The organism is Galenea microaerophila (genome assembly GCF_054657255.1).
The window spans coordinates 97,042-114,255 of sequence record NZ_BAAHWZ010000002.1 but is presented as its reverse complement, the minus strand read 5'-3'; the positions used below and the strand labels follow the sequence as shown (position 1 = coordinate 114,255).

The following is a 17,214-nucleotide window of genomic DNA, read 5'->3' as shown; positions in this document are numbered from 1 at the left end:
CATTGCTTAGTAAAATATTTTCCAATCGGCAACTATTTTCGTGTTGCTTGCAGAGTGATCCACAATTTTTAGGCGTGCCAGCGTTTAATATGGCGCGTCTGCCAGAAATGCATTTTGGCTGGGGAATACGCTTTCAACTGTTAGATGCGTTACTTAACCAATATCATGACGCCAAACTGGTTGTGGTTACCGGTCAGTTTTTAAGTCAGGACGGGGAATTTGGCCATTTTCTGGTTAAGAAACTGGCAGAAAACCACAATCAGGTGCTGCACTTTGTGGTCTCAGGAGAGCCTTCACCCGATCTGGTGGATGAACTGGTGCAACAGTGTGATAGACAGACCGATGCGGTGATTGGTTTGGGCGGTGGCAGTGTGTTGGATACCGCCAAAGCGATCGCGGGTTTGATTCCTTCGCAAACTTCAGTGATGGACTATCTAGAAGGTGTGGGCAAAGGGCAACCTTTTCAGGGAGAAACGGTGCCTTTTATTGCGGTGCCCACCACGGCGGGTACAGGCAGTGAAACTACTAAAAATGCGGTCTTGTCGCGTTTGGGTCAATTTAAAAAATCTTTTCGACATGAAAAGTTGTTGGCGCAGAGTGTATGGTTAGATCCAGCCTTTTTACCTTCCGTTCCGCCTAAAACGCTTTATGCCACCGCAATGGATGCTTTTACACAACTCTTAGAGTCTTATACGACGCGGGAGGCCAATCCAATCACTGACGCACTGGCTTGGCAGGGGTTGACCCTATTTAAGGGCAGTTTGGAGATTTTACAGAATTCGGAGGATGACCAGAAACTACAAGCTGCCTATGAGCATCTCATGTTAGCGGCCAGTTTGTCAGGGATTACCTTAGCCAATGCGGGATTGGGTGCCGTACATGGTTTAGCGGGACCGGTTGGGGCTTTTTTTGTAGCGCCGCATGGGGAAGTGTGTGCGAGACTGTTGGCACCGATTACGCAAGCCAATATTGAAGCCTTGCAGCAAGCTTTGCAAACAGGGAAGCACCCAGCTGTTCCGTCTGCTGAACAAGGAGCCCCTTTAAAGGCGATGGATCGACAAAGATTGCAATTGATCCTGGAAAAATATGCACAAATTGGCTGTCTTTTAGCTGGAGAAGATTTACCGCAAGCGCAGGCATTAAAGCAACTGGTTGAGCAATTGCAGAAACTGACCGTGCAGTTTGTACCAGAAGGATTGCAGCAATATGGTTTAACTGCGGAGAATTTAACGCCTATACTAGAGAATTGCCGCAGCGGAAGTATGCTGGGAAATCCTTTGCCATTGTCAGATGAAGCTCTTAAACAAGCCTTATTGCAGGCACTTTAAAACAGCCTAGTCATTTTAAAGGTGCGCATTGCACAAATAAAAATGTGAAAATTCTTTTTTATCACGCTTTTACTGAATATGAACATGCGTGGCTAAATAGATTTGCCACAGCCCTAATAGGATGACACTGGCGCCCGCCAGGCGTCGAACCCACAGTTTTCGTGACCACTTGGTAAGCAAAAAAGCAAAGGTGCCCATTAGGAGAAGATTGGGCAGCGTGCCTAAACCAAATGCCCCCATTACCAGTGCTCCCTTAAAGGCGGAGCCAGCTGAAAGCGCCATAATCAGCATGCTGTAAACCAATCCACAAGGCAACCAACCCCAGAGCATTCCATAGAGATAAGCTTGTGGCAAGGTTTCGATGCGGTTAAATCTTTGGGTCAGCGGCTGTAACTTTTGCCATATTTGCGCGCCCACTTTTTCAATGGCGACTACGCCATACCACCAGCCGCCTAAATAGAGGCCGAGTGCAATCATAAAAAGTCCCGCCAGCCATTGTAGAAGTTGTTGCGCAGGGAGAAATGCGGCCAGATTGGTTAAAGAGGCTCCGAGCAGTCCAAAAACCGCCCCTAACACCATATAGCTGGAGATGCGCCCCAAGTTATAAGCCAGTTGATAGGGAAACATGCGGGCAAAATGGGTTTGCACGGAAGGTTTGAGACTGAAAGTCAAACTCCCTACGACCCCCCCACACATGCCTAAGCAGTGGACACCGCCAAGCAAACCCACCAAGAATGCTGTGAGATAAAGTGAGTGGCTACCTAATACATTTAACCAGTGATTCAAGATTTCCATTGCTTTTACTCAGGTTTTAGGTGGGGTGTCGGAGACGATCTAGGGTTCGATAGCCAATGGCTTCTGCTAGGTGGGCTTCATTTGGCGCTGTTAGCTGCATGTCCGCCAAAGTGAGAGTCATGCGTAAGATGGCATGGTAGGCTCTGGCTGAAAGGCCAAGGCGCTCAATTGCCCGTTGCAGCAACTGTTGCATGCGTTCGTTCGGTTGGATGTATTGAGGCAGCTGTTTGACAGTGAGTAAGCCATTTAAGCAGCCTTGACGTGCCAGTTGACGTTGACGACACTGAATGATACGTTCCCGTACCTGGGCACTGCTCTCTGCGGTGGGATCGGTTTCGGTGGCCTGTAAATCAGCGATCTCGACAGGCGGGACTTCAATCTGCAAGTCAATTCGATCTAATAAAGGGCCGGAGATTTTTTTCAGATAGCGTTGAATCTGCTCAGGGGTGTCATGACAGCGGCCATGAGGATCATCGGGAAAAAAACCGCTGGGACTGGGATTGAGTGCGCAGACCAGTAGCGGATGTGCCGGATAGGTGATGTGGCCATTGACACGCGAGATTTGAATGTGATGATTTTCTAAAGGTTCCCGCAGCGCTTCCAGAGCGGATCGACTAAATTCGGGGAGCTCATCTAAAAACAGTAACCCATGGTGCGCGAGACTAATAGCGCCTGGTTTAGGAAAGGGGGTGCCACCACCGACTAAGGCAGGAAGGGTAATGGAGTGATGTGGCATGGCAATTGGCGGTGCAAACGGTGTTGCTCGATGCTGAGAAGTGAGAGAGTAGATAGAGGCGACTTCCAATGCTTGCGCACGTGTTAATGGGGGGAGAAGACCGGCTAAGGCTTTGGCCAGCATGCTTTTACCTGAACCGGGAGGGCCGACCATAATCAGTGGGTGGTGTCCACTGGCTGCGATTTCCAGCGCACGTTTCGCTTGATGCTGACCCCGAATATCTCTCAAATCAATATGCGCTTGTTCAGAAGGTGAGGTGTCGCTAGGTGCTAATGGATGGGGCGATTTTAACGGGTTGTCGCCCATTAAAAATTCGCAGACTTGTAAAAGGTGATCCGCTCCCATCACCTTGGGATTTTCGAGTAAGGCGGCTTCTTCTAGGTTGGCCGTTGGAATGATGGCCGTTCTATTGGCTTGGTTGCTGGCGATAATACTGGGCAGAATGCCGGAAACAGGGCGTAGCTGTCCATCGAGTCCCAGCTCACCAAAAAACTCAAAATCGTCCGTTTCTGCAATCAGCTGTTCAGTGGCTTTTAATAGGCCAATGGCAATCGGAAGATCATAACGACTGCCGGTTTTAGGAAGATCCGCAGGCGCCAGATTGAGAGTGATGCGTTGTGGGGGGAGTTGAAAATGACTGTTGATCAAAGCGCTGCGCACCCGATCTTTACTCTCACGCACACTGGCTTCCGGTAAACCCACAATATTCAAAGTGGGTAAGCCGTTACTGGTATGGACTTCAACAATCACCTCTGGGGCTTCTAGTCCCAGTACGGCCCGAGTATAGATAGCCGCCAGATTGCGCATTATTTTTTCACCTAGGTTAGATCATCCTGCTTTTGTGGATCTTCTGTCGGCGGAAGATGTAGGGCTTCAAGTTTTGCTACGCGAGCTTCTAAGGCTTCGACTTTCTCACGTGTTTTTTGTAACACCGCTTTTTGCACGTCAAACTCTTCTCGAGTGACCAAGTCCATCTTGGAAAATGCAGCACTGAGGCTGGCTTTAATATTTTGTTGGACCTGATCTGGGAGTTTACCTAAACCCGGTGGGAGTGCGTCCATAATAGATTTGACGAGCTCTTCAAGTTGTTTGGGATTGAGCATATTGAACCTCAAAATTGGTTGGAAGGGAGCTTCTATTTTACAAGAAGTTTTATGCCGGTTAGAAAAAGTTCGTGATAGAATTTATATATTAAACTATCTAAAACACAGGTAAGGTTATGTCTGATCTCTATTCTCATGATTCCGAAGAGACTGCTAAACGTCTATTTGACAAAATTACGCAGATTTTTGAAGAGGATAAGATTAATCCAACGCCGATGAATTATTTAGTGTGGTATGCCTATCTAAAAGGCGATCATCCCCAGTTTCGCAAAAAGATGGATGAGGTTTTATCAGATCCTTTTGGCTATCATGATCGAATAGGTCGTCAGCTTTTTGAAGAGTATTTCGATTCGTGTGATAGCTCTGAATCATCCATTGATTTAGCATTTCGTCGTTTACTGAATGCGATGGTGAAAAGGCTTAATCGGTGGAGTCAAAAAATAGAATCAGAGTCTCAACAGCTAGAGCAGTGTTCCCATACTTTAAATAACCCTGATTTAAGTGTCGATCAAGTGCGTGAAATTACTAAAATTGTGTTGGAAACGGCTGATTCTATGAAAAAAGATAGTGACGCCATGAAAGAGGATGTGGTCAGTACGGTGGATGAGGTCAAACAGTTGCGCGAGGAGTTGATTCAGGCGCGAGCACAAGTATTGACCGATGAGCTGACAGAGGTGGGCAATCGAAAGGCCTTTAATGAAGCCATTGCGGAAATGACGACACAAATAGAAGAGGGGGAATTAGAGGCATTGTGTCTGATTATGACTGATATTGACCGATTTAAACGCTTTAATGATGAGTTTGGGCATCTGGTTGGCGACAGTGTTTTGCGCTATTTTGCCAGCTTAATGAAGCGACTTTCTCGAGAAAATGAAACTTTGTGTCGCTATGGAGGCGAAGAGTTTGCCATTTTGGTCAGCAATGAGTCGTTAGAGGGCACTGTGAAAATTGCCGAAGAGATTCGTTCTACGCTGGAGCATGCGCGGTTAAAGCGTAAAGGCAGTGAGCGCGAAATTGGCCAGATTACAGCTTCTTTTGGTGTGGCGTGTTATCGCCCAGGAGAAAGTATAGAGGACTTTATTGCGCGGGCGGATGCTGCCCTTTATCGCGCTAAAGAAACGGGGCGTAATCGTGTCGTTTCTGAATTGGAACTTACAGCACAAGCGGATTAATGCAGTCCAGGCAGACAGAACAGGCCGCTTTAAGTTTTGAGCAATTTGAACGTGCCTATGGTGCACCGATTGCACAAGCCGTCTTAAAAGCCAGCCCTCAAGATTTTGTAGTAGAAGAGCAGCTTGGGTTTGAATTGACGGATGAAGGCGAGCACCTCTGGCTTTGGATTGAGAAAGTTGGCCAAAATACCGATTGGTTAGTCAAGCAGCTTGCTAAAAGCTTACATCTTTCTCCAGCCGCCATCGGCTATGCGGGCAAAAAAGATCGTCAAGCGGTCACTCGTCAGTGGCTCAGTGTGCAACTGCCGGTTTCAAAAGAGCCTGAACTCATGGCTCGACTCCGTAGTTTGCCCGGCATCCAGTGCTTAAAGCATCAGCGACATGCAAAAAAGTGTCATATAGGCGATCATCAGGCCAACCACTTCCTATTGCGATTGCAGTTTCCGATAGCTGTGTCGAGTGAAGCAAAAGCACAGCTTGAGCAACGACTGCAACAGATCGCAGAAAAGGGGTTTCCCAACTATTTTGGAGAGCAGCGTTTTGGTCACCAGATGCAAAATCTGCTCAAAGGCGAACAGTGGTTACAAAATCCACGCCGCAAAGTCCCGCGTCATCTAAAAGGGCTGTACCTTTCTGCCCTGCGCAGTGCTTTGTTTAATACTGTACTGAGTCAGCGGGTGCATTTGCATAATTGGCAAACGCCTTTGGCCGGAGAAGTCTTTTGCGAGGCTGAACCCCATCCCAATCCGGCTTTAGCATTGACAGGACCGCTACCGGGGGATGGCGCTTTAGGCAGCCAAGAAGCTGTATTGGCCATAGAAGAACAAGCGATAGAGCCATTTGAGTCTTGGTGGAACGGGCTTAAACAAGCTCGATTGCGACCTGAACGTCGAGCCTTGACGTGTTTGCCGCAAGCTTTACAATGGCAGTGGGCTTCAGAAAAAACAGTGACTTTAGCCTTTACTTTGCCTAAAGGCAGTTATGCAACCATGTTGGTGCGTGAATTGGTGCAAACCGTAGTGCCACCCTCCAGCGATTGATTTATCTGTTTATTCATATATACTTGTTTAATTAATAGTAATTTTAAGAGGATTTTACGCTATGACGCGCTTAACCATCTTTTCCAGAAAGCTGCCCTTGACTATTGGAGGGGTGATTCTTGCCGTGATATCTTTATCGGCTTGTCAAAAAGGCGAGGAGACGGCACAAACCGCTAAAGAATCTGTGCCGCCTTTGGTCAAAACGACACATCCGGTATTGATCCGAGGTTCACAATCAGAGGCGTTAGTGGGGCAGGTAGTGCCTCAGGTGGAGTCGGCAGTCGGTTTTCGGGTGGCGGGTCTGATCAAGAAGCGTCAGGTCAAGTTGGGAGAGAGCGTTGAAAAAGGACAGACGCTGTTCCAATTAGATGCCACGGACTATGCTCTGAAGGTGAAGTCGGTCGAAGCGCAAATCCGTTCTACAGAATCCGATCTGATAACGGCGAAACGCGACTTAGCGCGATTGAGCGATTTACGGGCGCGTAAGTTGGTGTCACAACAGCAGGTGGATAATGCACAAAATGCAGTCACCAAATTAACAGCAGCTTTGGCCGCACTGCAACCGCAACTACAATTGGCTAAAAATCAATTAGCCTATACTCAGCTTAAAGCGCCTATGGAGGGTGTGGTGACCGCTATTTTGGCAGATGAAGGTCAAGTGGTGAGTGCAGGAAAACCAGTGATTCAAGTGGCGCAGGTAAGCGGTAAACTCGCTCAATTTGATTTACCTGAATCCTTAAAGCAGCAACTGCATTCGTTGCCTCAAACACTAGGGGTAAAGGTGAATGGGCAAACCTTACACGCGCAGCTTTATCATCAAGCACCGGCAGCAAACCCAATCAGTCGGACGTGGCAGGTGGCCTATCAATTGCCAGATTCAGTCAGCCAAACACTCGCTTTTGGTCAGACTGTCACTGCCGATTTTATCGCCTCTGCCCAGCAGAAATATTGGCAGGTTCCCAATACGGCGATTTTGATGGAACATCACCAAGCCTATCTTTATACGGTGGAAAAAGGCCAGCTCAGACGGAAACCGATCCAAGTGGTCAAGATGTTAGATCAGTCCGCATGGATCAGAGGAGAATTAACGAATCAGGATGTGATTGTGAGCATGGGTGTGCACACGCTGCATCCTGAAGAAACGGTTAGGGTGAGCAAAGATGGGTAAGTTTAATCTTTCAGCTTGGGCGATTAAGGAGCAGTCTCTAACGCTCTATTTGATTTTGATGACTTTGATTGTGGGCATTGCGGCGTTTATTTTAAATGGGCGTGCCGAAGATCCACAATTTAGCGTTAATACCATGGTGGTGACTGCCTCTTGGCCAGGGGCAAGCGTGAAGCAGATGGAAGAGCAGGTGGCGGATCCATTGGCCAAACGCTTAGAGGAAATTGATTGGTTTGATCGTGTGGAAACCAAAATTCGTCCTGGTCAAGTCGAGATGTTAGTTAACTTTGCCGATAATACACCGCATGGTATCAGTGAACAGCTATTTTATCAGGTGCGCAAACGGCTGGGAGATACGGCTAAAACCTTGCCAAAAGGGGTGGTCGGTCCTTTTTTTCAGGATGATTTTAAAGATGTCTACTTTACCCTTTACTCTTTGACGGCTTCAGAGCCGAGCTTGCCACAGACAGAACTCGTCAAGGTGGCGGAAACGATGAAAAAAGCGCTGCGGCGTGTGGAAGGTGTGAAAAAGGTCATTTTAATAGGGGAGCAGAAACCGCAAATTTTTGTCGACTTTGATCTGAGCAAACTCTTTAACTTAGGGATTTCTATTGAACAAATTAAACAGCAGATCGGCTCACAATTGTCAGTCATTAATGCGGGGTTTATAGAAACGCAAGGACCTCGTCTGCAGATTCGTCCTCATCAAGGTGCCAAGGATACGTTGCAAGCTTTAAAACAGTTGCCTATTCAAATTGATCATAAGGTCTGGCAACTGGGCGCGCTCGCGGATATTCATCCAGGTTTTGAAACACCGCCTAATTTTTTAGTGCGTGACCGAGGGCATAAAGCCATTGTGCTGGGTGTGGTGATGAAAGAGAATACCGACGGCTTAAAATTGGAAAAAGCACTCAAGCAGTTTGAAGCCAACTATACGCCTCAGTTACCCGTCGGGGTAAAGTTGGATCAGATCACCAATCAGGCCGATGCGATCCATTTGGCACTGGATACTTTCCAGTTAAAATTTGTGGCGGTACTGCTGGTAGTGATGATTGTCAGCTTTATTGCGCTGGGCTTCCGAGCAGGGATCATTGTGGCGCTGGCGGTCCCATTAACCTTGTCGCTAGCCTTCGTCTTTATGAAAGTGACCGGTATCGATTTTAACCGTATCTCATTAGGCGCTTTGATTATTGCATTGGGTCTATTGGTGGATGATGCCATTATCTCCATTGAAATGATGATTATGAAAATGGAACAAGGCATAGAGAAGGTGAAATCTGCTGCCTATGCGTGGACCTTGACCGCTGCGCCGATGCTAGTGGGTACACTGGTCACGGTGATGGGCTTTTTGCCGATTGGAACTGCACAGTCTCGCGTAGGGGAGTATGCAGGGGGGATATTTTGGGTTACTGGCATTGCCTTGATCTCCTCCTGGCTAGTGGCCGTTTGGTTTACCCCCTATTTAGGCGTCAAGTTACTCCCTAACACCTTTAAGTCTAAAGTGGAAACGGATCCTTTTGATCGTCCTTTCTATCGCGGCTTAAGAAAAGGCATCACTTTTTGTGTGCGCCGAAAATGGTTGATTGTTTTTATGACCGTGATCGTTTTTGTGGCTTCTGTTATGGGGTTAAAAAAGAAAGTGGAAAAACAGTTTTTCCCCAGCTCGGATCGCCCTGAACTGATAATTGATGTCAACTTACCCGAAGGGAGCAGTTTTGAAACGACCAACCGCATTATGAAGCGTATTGAAAAGCAGCTGCAAAGTCGTGAAGAAGTGCGTTCAGTTTCCAGTTATGTGGGTCGGGGATCTCCCAGGTTTTTCCTCGCTTTAAACCCTGAGCTGCCTAACCCAGCTTATGGAAATATCGTTGTCGTAACGAAGGATATGCACGCTAGGGAGCATCTGCAAGCCGCGTTACAAAAGCAGATTGATAACGGCGTGTTTGCAGAAGCGCGTGTGCGCGTCCATCCTTTGCTGTTTGGTCCGCCGGTCGCTTGGCCAGTCACTTTCCGGGTGGTGGGTGAAAATTATGAAACCATAATCAATATTGCCAATCAAATCCGGCAAAAAATGGCGCAATATCCGTTCTTAATTGACCCTCATCTCTCTTGGGAGACGCAGGTGCCCAATCTTCAGTTGAAGTGGAATTTGCAGCGTTTGGCGCAGTTGGGGATGACGCCTGCTCAAGTGGCGACGCAATTGAATGCGTATGAACAGGGGGTCGTCGCAGCACAAGTCTTAAGAGGTATTCGCACGACTGAAGTGCGGTTGAGAGGTCAACCGGATCAAGTGACACCGGCCAAATTGAGCGCTGTGCCGATCACTCTGCCGAGTGGTAAAACCGTGCCACTGTCTCAAGTGGCAGAAGTCACCATTGGACAAGAGTATGCCTTGGTCGAGCGTCGTAATCGTGAGCCGACTGTGAGCGTCTATGCTGAAGTGCGTCCTGGCATTCAACCCCCAGATGCGACAGCTAAGGTTTGGCAAGGATTGCAATCTATTGTCACGCATTTGCCACCGGGCTACCGCGTTGAAATTGGGGGTTCTGTAGAGGAGTCTTCAAAAGCGCAAAACTCCATTAAGGTGCAAATGCCGTTAATGATTTTGGCTGTGACCTTCTTAATTATGCTCTATGTGCGCAGCTTCACCAGTCTGTTTATGGTGTTGGTGACCGCGCCTCTGGGGGTGATTGGCGCAGTTGCGGCCATGCTACTGTTTCACCAGCCGTTAGGCTTTGTGGCCAATTTAGGGATTATTGCCTTAGGGGGTATCTTAATGCGTAATACGCTCATTTTGATTGCGCAGATTAAAGAGGATTATGAGGTAGAAAAAATGCCTATATCGCAAGCGGTAATTGAGGCAACAGTTAAACGCTCTCGACCGGTGATCCTGACAGCATTGGCGGCAGTATTTGCATTTATGCCATTGACCGAATCGGTCTTCTGGGGTCCCATGGCCTATGTGCTGATTGGGGGTATTTTTATGGGTACCTTTATTACCATTTTCTTCTTACCAGCCCTGTATGCAGTTTGGTATCGAATTAAATTGAATGGATAGATAATCGCAATCGTTCTTTAAGATGTTAGCCCCCAATCCTTCAGGACTGGGGGTTTTTTATTTGTCATAATCTAATTTAGTGATGTGATGGCTGAATAAAGGGGGTTTGATAAGTGTTTAACGGCTATGGGTCTCAAGATAAAAAGGGACAAGCATTTGATGTGTTTTTCCTTGATCGATAATGAGGGTAACATACCACTCCATTTTGTCACGCGTACAAAAAGCCAACATGGTGGTTCCTTGCCAGTGATGGGCATCGACAGGTTTTAAGGGCACTCGGTTATAGCCCATATACATGTTATGACCGCTGATATCAATTTGCACCGATTTTGCGCTCAAGGACCCTAAGTCCACCTTAACCGTTAAGGGTTTGGCTACAGGAATAGGCTTGGGGGAAATATCTAAAGTGATGCGCTGTCCATGAAATTCAGCTGTGCAAGCTTGCTGATGCAGGTTGCACTGCTTCACCAAAGGCCAGGTCTCCTGTTTAGATGGGGACGAGGTTTGTTCACAGCCCGCCAAAGGAAGCAGCATCAGTAGGGAAAGCATCACACGTTTCATAGGATCAATTGTAGTGGATTGCAGCGGAGAAGGTAAGGTCAAACCCTTTTCAAACCATGGAGAGAGGCTTTAAATCAAAAAAGATTTTGGCTGGAAACGCTTAAGTTTTCGAGCTCAAGCGGTCGGTTCAGGTTGACAATGAGGACAGAAATAGGCGCTTCTTTGGTTGAGTTGTATTTTTTCTATAGGAGTTTGACATTTTAAGCACGGTTGGTCAGCACGCCCATAAACATAGAGCTGTTGCTCAAAATAGCCGGGCTTGCCATCGGGGTTGAGAAAATCTTTAAGGGTCGTGCCACCCTGTTCAATGGCAGCGGCTAGGACGTGTTTGATCTGCTCCACCAGCAATTGAATCTGTTCCAAAGAGAGTTGGGTGGGGAGTGTTTGCGGATGGATGCCGCTTAAAAAGAGGGATTCATTGGCATAAATATTTCCCACGCCTACGACAATTGCACTGTTCATAATTAAACTTTTAATGGGGGACTTTCGATGCTGGATGCGTTGGTGGAGGTAGTGAGCGTTAAAGGCTTCAGATAGCGGTTCCGGTCCCAGTTTGGCAATCAGCGGATGCTGAGCATAGCCCCCTTCCTTTTGATCTGCCCATAACCAAGCGCCAAAGCGACGTGGATCGTGATAGCGCAACATGTAACCATTGTTTAACATTAAATCGATATGATCATGTTTTTGAGCAGGTGTGTCTTGAGGCAAAATGCATAAATTGCCAGACATGCCGAGGTGAATTAAAATATCGCCTTTTTCGGTTTGCAGCAGCACATATTTTCCGCGCCGCAAAATGTTCAAAATCCCCAGTCCTGCTAGGTTAGAAGTTTGTAAAAAGGGAGAAACCGGCCAACGGAGTTTTGTCTGACGAATCTCAAGGGTTTGAATGGTTTGACCTTCTGTTTTAGGCGCGATTCCACGACATGTGGTTTCAACTTCTGGCAATTCCGGCATGGTTTAAGCTTGTTTATGGTTGAAGAGCCTCTATTTTAGGGGGTTAAGGTTGATAAAGTAAATGAAAAGGGCATTAGAGGGAGATTAAAATGCAATCGGAACACTATTTTGTTGAGTATGGCGATGAATGCTATTATGTGGTGGGGCCGCAAGGACAGGTGGCTGCCTATTTAGATTTTGAAAAAGCGGTGGTGGCAGCAAGAGAGTTTGCGCAGAAGTGTTTTCCAGAACATTGGGATAAGACACCGCCAGCCATGCGTGCGGCTAAACAGAAATATCACACATAAAAAACCCAGCAGATGCTGGGTTTTTTAATCACTGGCATTGAGTAGACAATGCTTATTTGATTTTGGCTTCTTTAAAAAGTACATGTTTACGAACAACAGGATCGTACTTTTTAATTTCAAACTTACCGGCCATATTACGCTTATTTTTAGTGGTGGTATAAAAATAAGGGCTTTCGGTAGATTGTAGTTTAATTTTATCGCGCATCAGCTGTCTCCTTAGACCTTCTCACCTCGTGCACGCATTTCCGCTAGCACAGACTCAATGCCGTTTTTGTCAATGATACGCATGCCTGCAGTTGAGACGCGCAATTTAACAAAACGGTTTTCACTTTCAACCCAAAAACGGTGTGTTTGTAGGTTGGGTAGAAAGCGACGACGAGTTTTACGATGAGAGTGAGAAACATTGTTACCGACAGCAGGTCTTTTTCCTGTGATTTGGCAAACTTTAGCCATGGTTAATTCCTCTCAAAATTAATAAATCCGACCGTTTTCAGTACGGATTTTGCAAAATGAAGCTGATGTGGCTTCATTTCGGCTGATTAAAAATATTCGAATATTTCTAAGACCATGAGTTTTCACTCATAGAATGAAGAAGCGGAATTATCCACAGTTTTATATCAGAATGCAAGTTTAAGTATGAAATTTTTTAGAGACCTTTGCATGAGTGGGATGCGGGCTAAAAATGAGAAAAAATTTTCCATATCTAGGCGGGAAACGCAGGGAATAGCCAGCTATTGCCAAGTTTTCCAACAACGATAGGGGGAATTTTAGCTATTTTTAGTCGTAGCACCATCTCGTGTACAGTTCTCTTCTAATGTAAATCTGCTAAAACTAGAACGGATGGTGTTGTGCTAAAGCATACCAACGGCCTGCATTGCCTAAGATAATATGGTCCAAAAGAGAGATATCAACGAGTGCTAAGGCAGACTTTAGATGTTTGGTTAATTCGATGTCGGCTTGGCTAGGTGAAGGATCGCCGCTCGGATGGTTGTGAGCAATAATCACCGCGGCGGCATTGTGAATGAGTGCGTGTTTCACCACTTCTCGAGTATGCACACTGGCTTGATTGAGGGTGCCTTCAAATAAAATGTCAAACCGAATTAGTTGATGCTTTTGATTGAGCAGCAGTATGCCAAAGCGTTCCCGTGCATCGTCCACAGGAAAGCTGTGATGGAGAAAATGTGCCACCGCTTCCGGTTTCTGAAAGCTGTCCCCTTGCTTTAAACCCGATTCAAAATGGCGTCGCGCCATTTCGAGTACCGCTTTAAGCTGGACAAATTTTGCCGTTCCCAAGCCTTTTCCTTGACAGAATGCGCGTTGATCGGCTGCGAGGAGGGCGTGCAGTGAACCGAATTGATTGAGTAGATCTTGCGCCAGCGCTACGGCACTTTTACCTTTAACGCCCACACGTAGAAAAATGGCGAGGAGTTCCGCATCGGTGAGCTGTTCAGCCCCAAATTTCAGCAGTTTTTCACGGGGGCGATCGTTTTCGTGCCAGTCAGAAATGGCCATGGTGCAAAGCACTCGTTGAATTTGTTAAGATAGCGTCCATCATAGCCAAAAATGGGGTGAGAGACAAATGGTGTTTAAAGTGGCCATGCAGGTGCGCGACTATGAATGCGACTTGCAAGGGGTGGTGAATAATGCGGTTTATCAACATTACTTAGAGCATGCGCGTCACCTGTTCTTGCGCGAGCAGGGTTTAGATTTTGCCCAGATCACTGCACAAGGGGTGCATTTAATGCTGACCTCGATTGCATTGCAGTTTAAAGCGCCTTTGCGTCCTCATGACCTTTTTGAAGTGACGGTTCAGTTAAAGAAAAAGGGACGGATTCAATATCTATTTGAGCAATCTATCTATAAAGCGGAAGGACCATTGATGTTGCAGGCGGAGGCAGTGGGGGTTGCCGTTTCTGAAGCAACGGGACGCCCTATGGTTTTTGCGCCTTTAGAGGCGCTGGCGAATGCTTTAAAGGCGGAAACAAAATGAAAATTTTACTGGGCGTGACCGGCGGCATTGCCGCCTATAAAAGTTTGCAGTTGGTACGGTTATGGGTGAAGGCTGGGCATGAGGTGCAAGTGGTAATGACCGAGGGCGCAAAGGCCTTTATCCAACCGCTCTCCTTTCAAACCCTGACCGGTCAGCCGGTGAGAGATGCCCTGTTCGATGAAACGCAAGAGGCGGGCATGAGTCATATTGCTTTGGCGCGTTGGGCGGATGTGATGGTCATTGCGCCAGCGACAGCGAATACGATCGCTAAAGTCAGCTTGGGACTGGCGGATGACCTGTTGTCAACACTGGTATTAGCTTCTGAACGCCCGCTGTTTTTAGCGCCGGCGATGAACCGCTTAATGTGGCAACATCCAGCGACACAAGAAAATATTCAGCGATTGAAACAGCGAGGCGTGCAGATTATTCCGCCAGCCTCAGGTGAGCAGGCGTGTGGTGAAGTAGGGGAAGGGCGCATGGCTGAACCCGAAGAGGTTGTGCGGGCAGTGATAACGCAGGCAGATAAACCCGCAGCCGCTCACGAGGTGCCGAAGACTTTTTGGCATCAAGTTCCGGTATTGGTGACCGCAGGGCCGACGCATGAGCCCATAGATCCCGTTCGTTTTATCGGGAATCGCAGCTCCGGTAAAATGGGGTATGCCATTGCAAAGGTCTTGGCAGAGCGGGGCGCGGATGTGATTTTAATTTCAGGCCCTACCGGTTTAGAGACGCCGCCAGGGGTGAAAACTGTTTCTGTGAAAACGGCGCAAGAGATGTTTAGCGCGGTGCAAGCGTTTTATGCGGACGCAGAAGTTTTTATCAGTGCGGCCGCGGTCGCGGATTATCGCGTGGCTGAGCCGGCTTCACACAAATTAAAAAAGCAGCCGGGTCAAGAGTCGATGGCCTTACAGTTGGTCAAAAATCCAGATATTGTGGCTTGGGTCGCTCAACAGCCCGATAAACCTTATACCGTCGGTTTTGCAGCGGAAACGGAAGATGTTTTGGGGCATGCAGAGAAAAAATTACAGCAGAAAAATCTAGATATGATTTGCGCCAATCAAGTCGGTGAGCACTTGGGGTTTGAGCAGGATGAGAATGCTTTATGGGTACTGACGCCTGATCAACAGTACACCATTGCTCAAGCGCCTAAAGAGCAGGTTGCGCAACAGTTGGTTGAGGTGATTGAAAAGACGCTCCAACAGTCTAAGGCATTAAGACGGTCTTAATGGCTGCGGCCATGCCTTGCGTCAATTGTTCAAGTTCTGAGTCAGGAATATTGAACGCAGGCATGGTATAAACCAGTCTGCCAAAGGGGCGCAGCCAGACACCTTGCTTTAAAGCTTCTGCTTGGATGGCGGGGCCTAAGTCATCCCGATCAAGTTCTACCACGCCAATGGCGCCTAGACAGCGAACGTCCTTGACACCCTCAATCTCACCTAAGGGAGAAAGCTGTTGTTGCAGCGTTTGCTCAATCGTGTGCACCTGTTGTTGCCAAGGTGAGTCGAGGAGTAGGTCAATACTGGCGTTGGCAGCGCTACAGGCAAGTGGATTGGCCATAAAGGTGGGGCCGTGCATTAAGAGGCCTGGATTGCCCTGACTAATGGTGTCACTAATGGTTTCCGTGCAGAGCATGGCGGCTAGGGTTAAGGTGCCGCCAGTGAGGGCTTTGCCGACACACATAATATCAGGCGCGATCTCTGCCCATTCACTGGCAAACAATCGACCAGTGCGTCCAAATCCTGTGGCAATTTCATCGACAATCATCAGGAGATCATATTGGTCACATAGCTGTCGAACCGCTTTTAAATAGCTGGGTCGATAGAATCGCATTCCGCCTGCGCCTTGAACAATGGGCTCTAAAACAATAGCCGCCAGTTCGTGATGGTGTTTTTCTACCAATGTTTTTAGGGCGGTAATATCTGAAAGCGGTTGAGGTTCAGATAGGTTAAAGCCGGCCAAGGGGGCGGGGGCAAAAATATGTTGGGTCAGTAGTTCCGTAAAGAGATGGTGCATGCCGTTTTCAGGATCACTGATAGACATTGCTGCAAAAGTATCCCCATGATAGCCGTGACGGACAGTGAGTAAGCGATGTTTTTGTGGTTGCTGGCGACTGATCCAATATTGAAGCGCCACCTTGATCGCCACTTCGATAGAGACAGAGCCAGAATCGGCAAAAAAAACCTTATCGAGTCCAGCTGGCGTTAAGCGGATAAGTTTTTCAGCTAATTCAATGGCAGGTGGGTGAGTAAGCCCGCCAAACATAATATGTGGCAAGGTATGCAGTTGCTGTTGCATCCGTTCAATAATAAAAGGATGGTTGTAGCCATGAATGGCCGCCCACCAACTGGACATGCCGTCGATGACGGTTCGCCCATTTGCTAAGGTGATTAAACTGCCTTTAGTGGATTGCACGCCGATCACCGGTTGGTCAGGGGGGAGTTTGGCATAAGGATGCCAGATGTGATGTTGGTCAAAGCTTAAAGCCTCTGGCCAATTAAATGGGTTTGCTGTATATGAGGAAGACATAAGAGCGTATTTTAGCGATTTTTAGAGTCGGCGTCACGATTCGTGTCTTTATCGTTTATATTAAAAAAGAATATAAAAAGCACTAAAAATTTCAAAAAAGTCTTAAGAATTTATTGACACCCTAAAATTTAACTGTAAAATACGCACTCACAATTTAGGAGGGTTTCCCGAGCGGCCAAAGGGGGCAGACTGTAAATCTGCTGGCTATGCCTTCGGTGGTTCGAATCCACCACCCTCCACCATGCGGGTATCGTATATTGGCTATTACCTCGGCCTTCCAAGCCGATGAGAGGGGTTCGATTCCCCTTACCCGCTCCAAATTCCAGTCCTCTCTACTCAGCATTTATGATGATAGAGGGGGCTTTTTGTATTTGCTTCCATAGCTCAGTCGGTAGAGCGCATCCATGGTAAGGATGAGGTCATCGGTTCGATTCCGATTGGAAGCTCCATTTTAAATTGTCGCTGTTTTGACAGCGAACACACTTTAACAGGAGTTTGC

17 protein-coding genes and 3 tRNA genes are annotated in these 17,214 nt (G+C 47.4%); 11 read left to right on the top strand and 9 right to left on the bottom strand.

Translation table 11 applies throughout. The annotated features are described in order from the left end of the window. The first annotated feature begins 2 nt into the window (after positions 1-2). On the top strand, positions 3-1,328 hold the full coding sequence (locus tag ACYQ05_RS05895) for an iron-containing alcohol dehydrogenase (RefSeq protein ID WP_459819249.1): 1,326 nt from the start codon (positions 3-5) through the stop codon (positions 1,326-1,328). A 69-nt stretch (positions 1,329-1,397) separates the two neighbouring features. Here ACYQ05_RS05895 and ACYQ05_RS05890 read toward each other — a convergent pair whose 3' ends face one another. From ACYQ05_RS05890 to ACYQ05_RS05880, 3 genes are read right to left on the bottom strand one after another with little or no spacing between them, the layout of a single operon-like run. Beyond that, positions 1,398-2,114, bottom strand: a complete 717-nt coding sequence (locus ACYQ05_RS05890) for a sulfite exporter TauE/SafE family protein (RefSeq protein WP_459819247.1) — start codon at positions 2,112-2,114, stop codon at positions 1,398-1,400. Between the two features lie 25 nt (positions 2,115-2,139). Then, the gene (locus ACYQ05_RS05885; protein ID WP_459819245.1) at positions 2,140-3,666 is read right to left on the bottom strand and encodes a YifB family Mg chelatase-like AAA ATPase; all 1,527 of its coding nucleotides are present in this window, start codon (positions 3,664-3,666) and stop codon (positions 2,140-2,142) included. Between the two features lie 11 nt (positions 3,667-3,677). Continuing rightward, a complete protein-coding gene (locus ACYQ05_RS05880) occupies positions 3,678-3,962 on the bottom strand; it encodes an accessory factor UbiK family protein (protein ID WP_459819243.1) in 285 nt (94 codons plus the stop codon). A gap of 116 nt (positions 3,963-4,078) precedes the next feature. Between ACYQ05_RS05880 and ACYQ05_RS05875 the strand changes: the two genes are divergently transcribed. The 4 genes from ACYQ05_RS05875 (at position 4,079) to ACYQ05_RS05860 (ending at position 10,397) form a co-directional block, all read left to right on the top strand. Beyond that, on the top strand, positions 4,079-5,134 hold the full coding sequence (locus ACYQ05_RS05875; protein ID WP_459819241.1) for a GGDEF domain-containing protein: 1,056 nt from the start codon (positions 4,079-4,081) through the stop codon (positions 5,132-5,134). Continuing rightward, positions 5,134-6,174 (top strand): tRNA pseudouridine(13) synthase TruD, encoded by a 1,041-nt coding sequence (gene truD, locus ACYQ05_RS05870; protein ID WP_459819239.1) that lies wholly within the window; start codon positions 5,134-5,136, stop codon positions 6,172-6,174. The genes ACYQ05_RS05875 and truD overlap by 1 nt, the downstream gene beginning before the upstream one ends. A gap of 61 nt (positions 6,175-6,235) precedes the next feature. Beyond that, positions 6,236-7,342, top strand: coding sequence for an efflux RND transporter periplasmic adaptor subunit (locus ACYQ05_RS05865; protein ID WP_459819237.1), 1,107 nt, complete (start codon positions 6,236-6,238; stop codon positions 7,340-7,342). Continuing rightward, positions 7,335-10,397, top strand: coding sequence for an efflux RND transporter permease subunit (locus ACYQ05_RS05860; RefSeq protein ID WP_459819235.1), 3,063 nt, complete (start codon positions 7,335-7,337; stop codon positions 10,395-10,397). The genes ACYQ05_RS05865 and ACYQ05_RS05860 overlap by 8 nt, the downstream gene beginning before the upstream one ends. A gap of 117 nt (positions 10,398-10,514) precedes the next feature. On the opposite strand, the gene ACYQ05_RS05855 is transcribed toward ACYQ05_RS05860, so the two are convergent. Together ACYQ05_RS05855 and mutM are read right to left on the bottom strand one after the other, a co-directional pair. Further along, positions 10,515-11,000: a hypothetical protein gene (locus ACYQ05_RS05855; protein ID WP_459819233.1), complete on the bottom strand. Its 486-nt coding sequence runs from the start codon at positions 10,998-11,000 to the stop codon at positions 10,515-10,517. A gap of 72 nt (positions 11,001-11,072) precedes the next feature. Beyond that, the gene (gene mutM / locus ACYQ05_RS05850) at positions 11,073-11,912 is read right to left on the bottom strand and encodes a bifunctional DNA-formamidopyrimidine glycosylase/DNA-(apurinic or apyrimidinic site) lyase (protein ID WP_459819231.1); all 840 of its coding nucleotides are present in this window, start codon (positions 11,910-11,912) and stop codon (positions 11,073-11,075) included. A gap of 89 nt (positions 11,913-12,001) precedes the next feature. Here mutM and ACYQ05_RS05845 point away from each other — a divergent pair, with 89 nt between their 5' ends. Then, positions 12,002-12,199: a hypothetical protein gene (locus tag ACYQ05_RS05845; protein WP_459819230.1), complete on the top strand. Its 198-nt coding sequence runs from the start codon at positions 12,002-12,004 to the stop codon at positions 12,197-12,199. A 52-nt stretch (positions 12,200-12,251) separates the two neighbouring features. Here the strand turns inward: ACYQ05_RS05845 and rpmG are convergent, their stop codons facing one another. The 3 genes from rpmG to radC all read right to left on the bottom strand — a co-directional run bounded on the left by rpmG (position 12,252) and on the right by radC (position 13,711). Continuing rightward, positions 12,252-12,404 carry a 50S ribosomal protein L33 gene (rpmG, locus tag ACYQ05_RS05840; protein WP_459819228.1) on the bottom strand — a complete coding sequence of 51 codons (153 nt, stop codon included), beginning with the start codon at positions 12,402-12,404 and terminating at the stop codon, positions 12,252-12,254. An 11-nt stretch (positions 12,405-12,415) separates the two neighbouring features. Then, complete coding sequence (rpmB, locus tag ACYQ05_RS05835) at positions 12,416-12,652, bottom strand: 50S ribosomal protein L28 (RefSeq protein ID WP_459819226.1); 237 nt, start codon at positions 12,650-12,652, stop codon at positions 12,416-12,418. 378 nt (positions 12,653-13,030) lie between these two features. Next, positions 13,031-13,711 (bottom strand): RadC family protein, encoded by a 681-nt coding sequence (gene radC / locus ACYQ05_RS05830; RefSeq protein ID WP_459819225.1) that lies wholly within the window; start codon positions 13,709-13,711, stop codon positions 13,031-13,033. Between the two features lie 67 nt (positions 13,712-13,778). Between radC and ACYQ05_RS05825 the strand changes: the two genes are divergently transcribed. Beyond that, a complete protein-coding gene (locus ACYQ05_RS05825) occupies positions 13,779-14,189 on the top strand; it encodes an acyl-CoA thioesterase (protein WP_459819223.1) in 411 nt (136 codons plus the stop codon). Continuing rightward, a complete protein-coding gene (gene coaBC / locus ACYQ05_RS05820; RefSeq protein WP_459819222.1) occupies positions 14,186-15,415 on the top strand; it encodes a bifunctional phosphopantothenoylcysteine decarboxylase/phosphopantothenate--cysteine ligase CoaBC in 1,230 nt (409 codons plus the stop codon). The genes ACYQ05_RS05825 and coaBC overlap by 4 nt, the downstream gene beginning before the upstream one ends. Here the strand turns inward: coaBC and ACYQ05_RS05815 are convergent. Further along, on the bottom strand, positions 15,393-16,715 hold the full coding sequence (locus tag ACYQ05_RS05815) for an adenosylmethionine--8-amino-7-oxononanoate transaminase (protein ID WP_459819220.1): 1,323 nt from the start codon (positions 16,713-16,715) through the stop codon (positions 15,393-15,395). The genes coaBC and ACYQ05_RS05815 overlap by 23 nt on opposite strands. 157 nt (positions 16,716-16,872) lie before the next feature. On the opposite strand from ACYQ05_RS05815, the gene ACYQ05_RS05810 reads away from it, so the two are divergent. From ACYQ05_RS05810 to ACYQ05_RS05800, 3 genes are all read left to right on the top strand, one after another. Next, positions 16,873-16,957: transfer RNA gene (locus tag ACYQ05_RS05810), tRNA-Tyr, on the top strand. A gap of 1 nt (position 16,958) precedes the next feature. Further along, positions 16,959-17,033, top strand: a tRNA-Gly gene (locus tag ACYQ05_RS05805). A gap of 55 nt (positions 17,034-17,088) precedes the next feature. Beyond that, positions 17,089-17,164, top strand: a tRNA-Thr gene (locus ACYQ05_RS05800). The last annotated feature ends 50 nt before the right edge of the window (positions 17,165-17,214 follow it).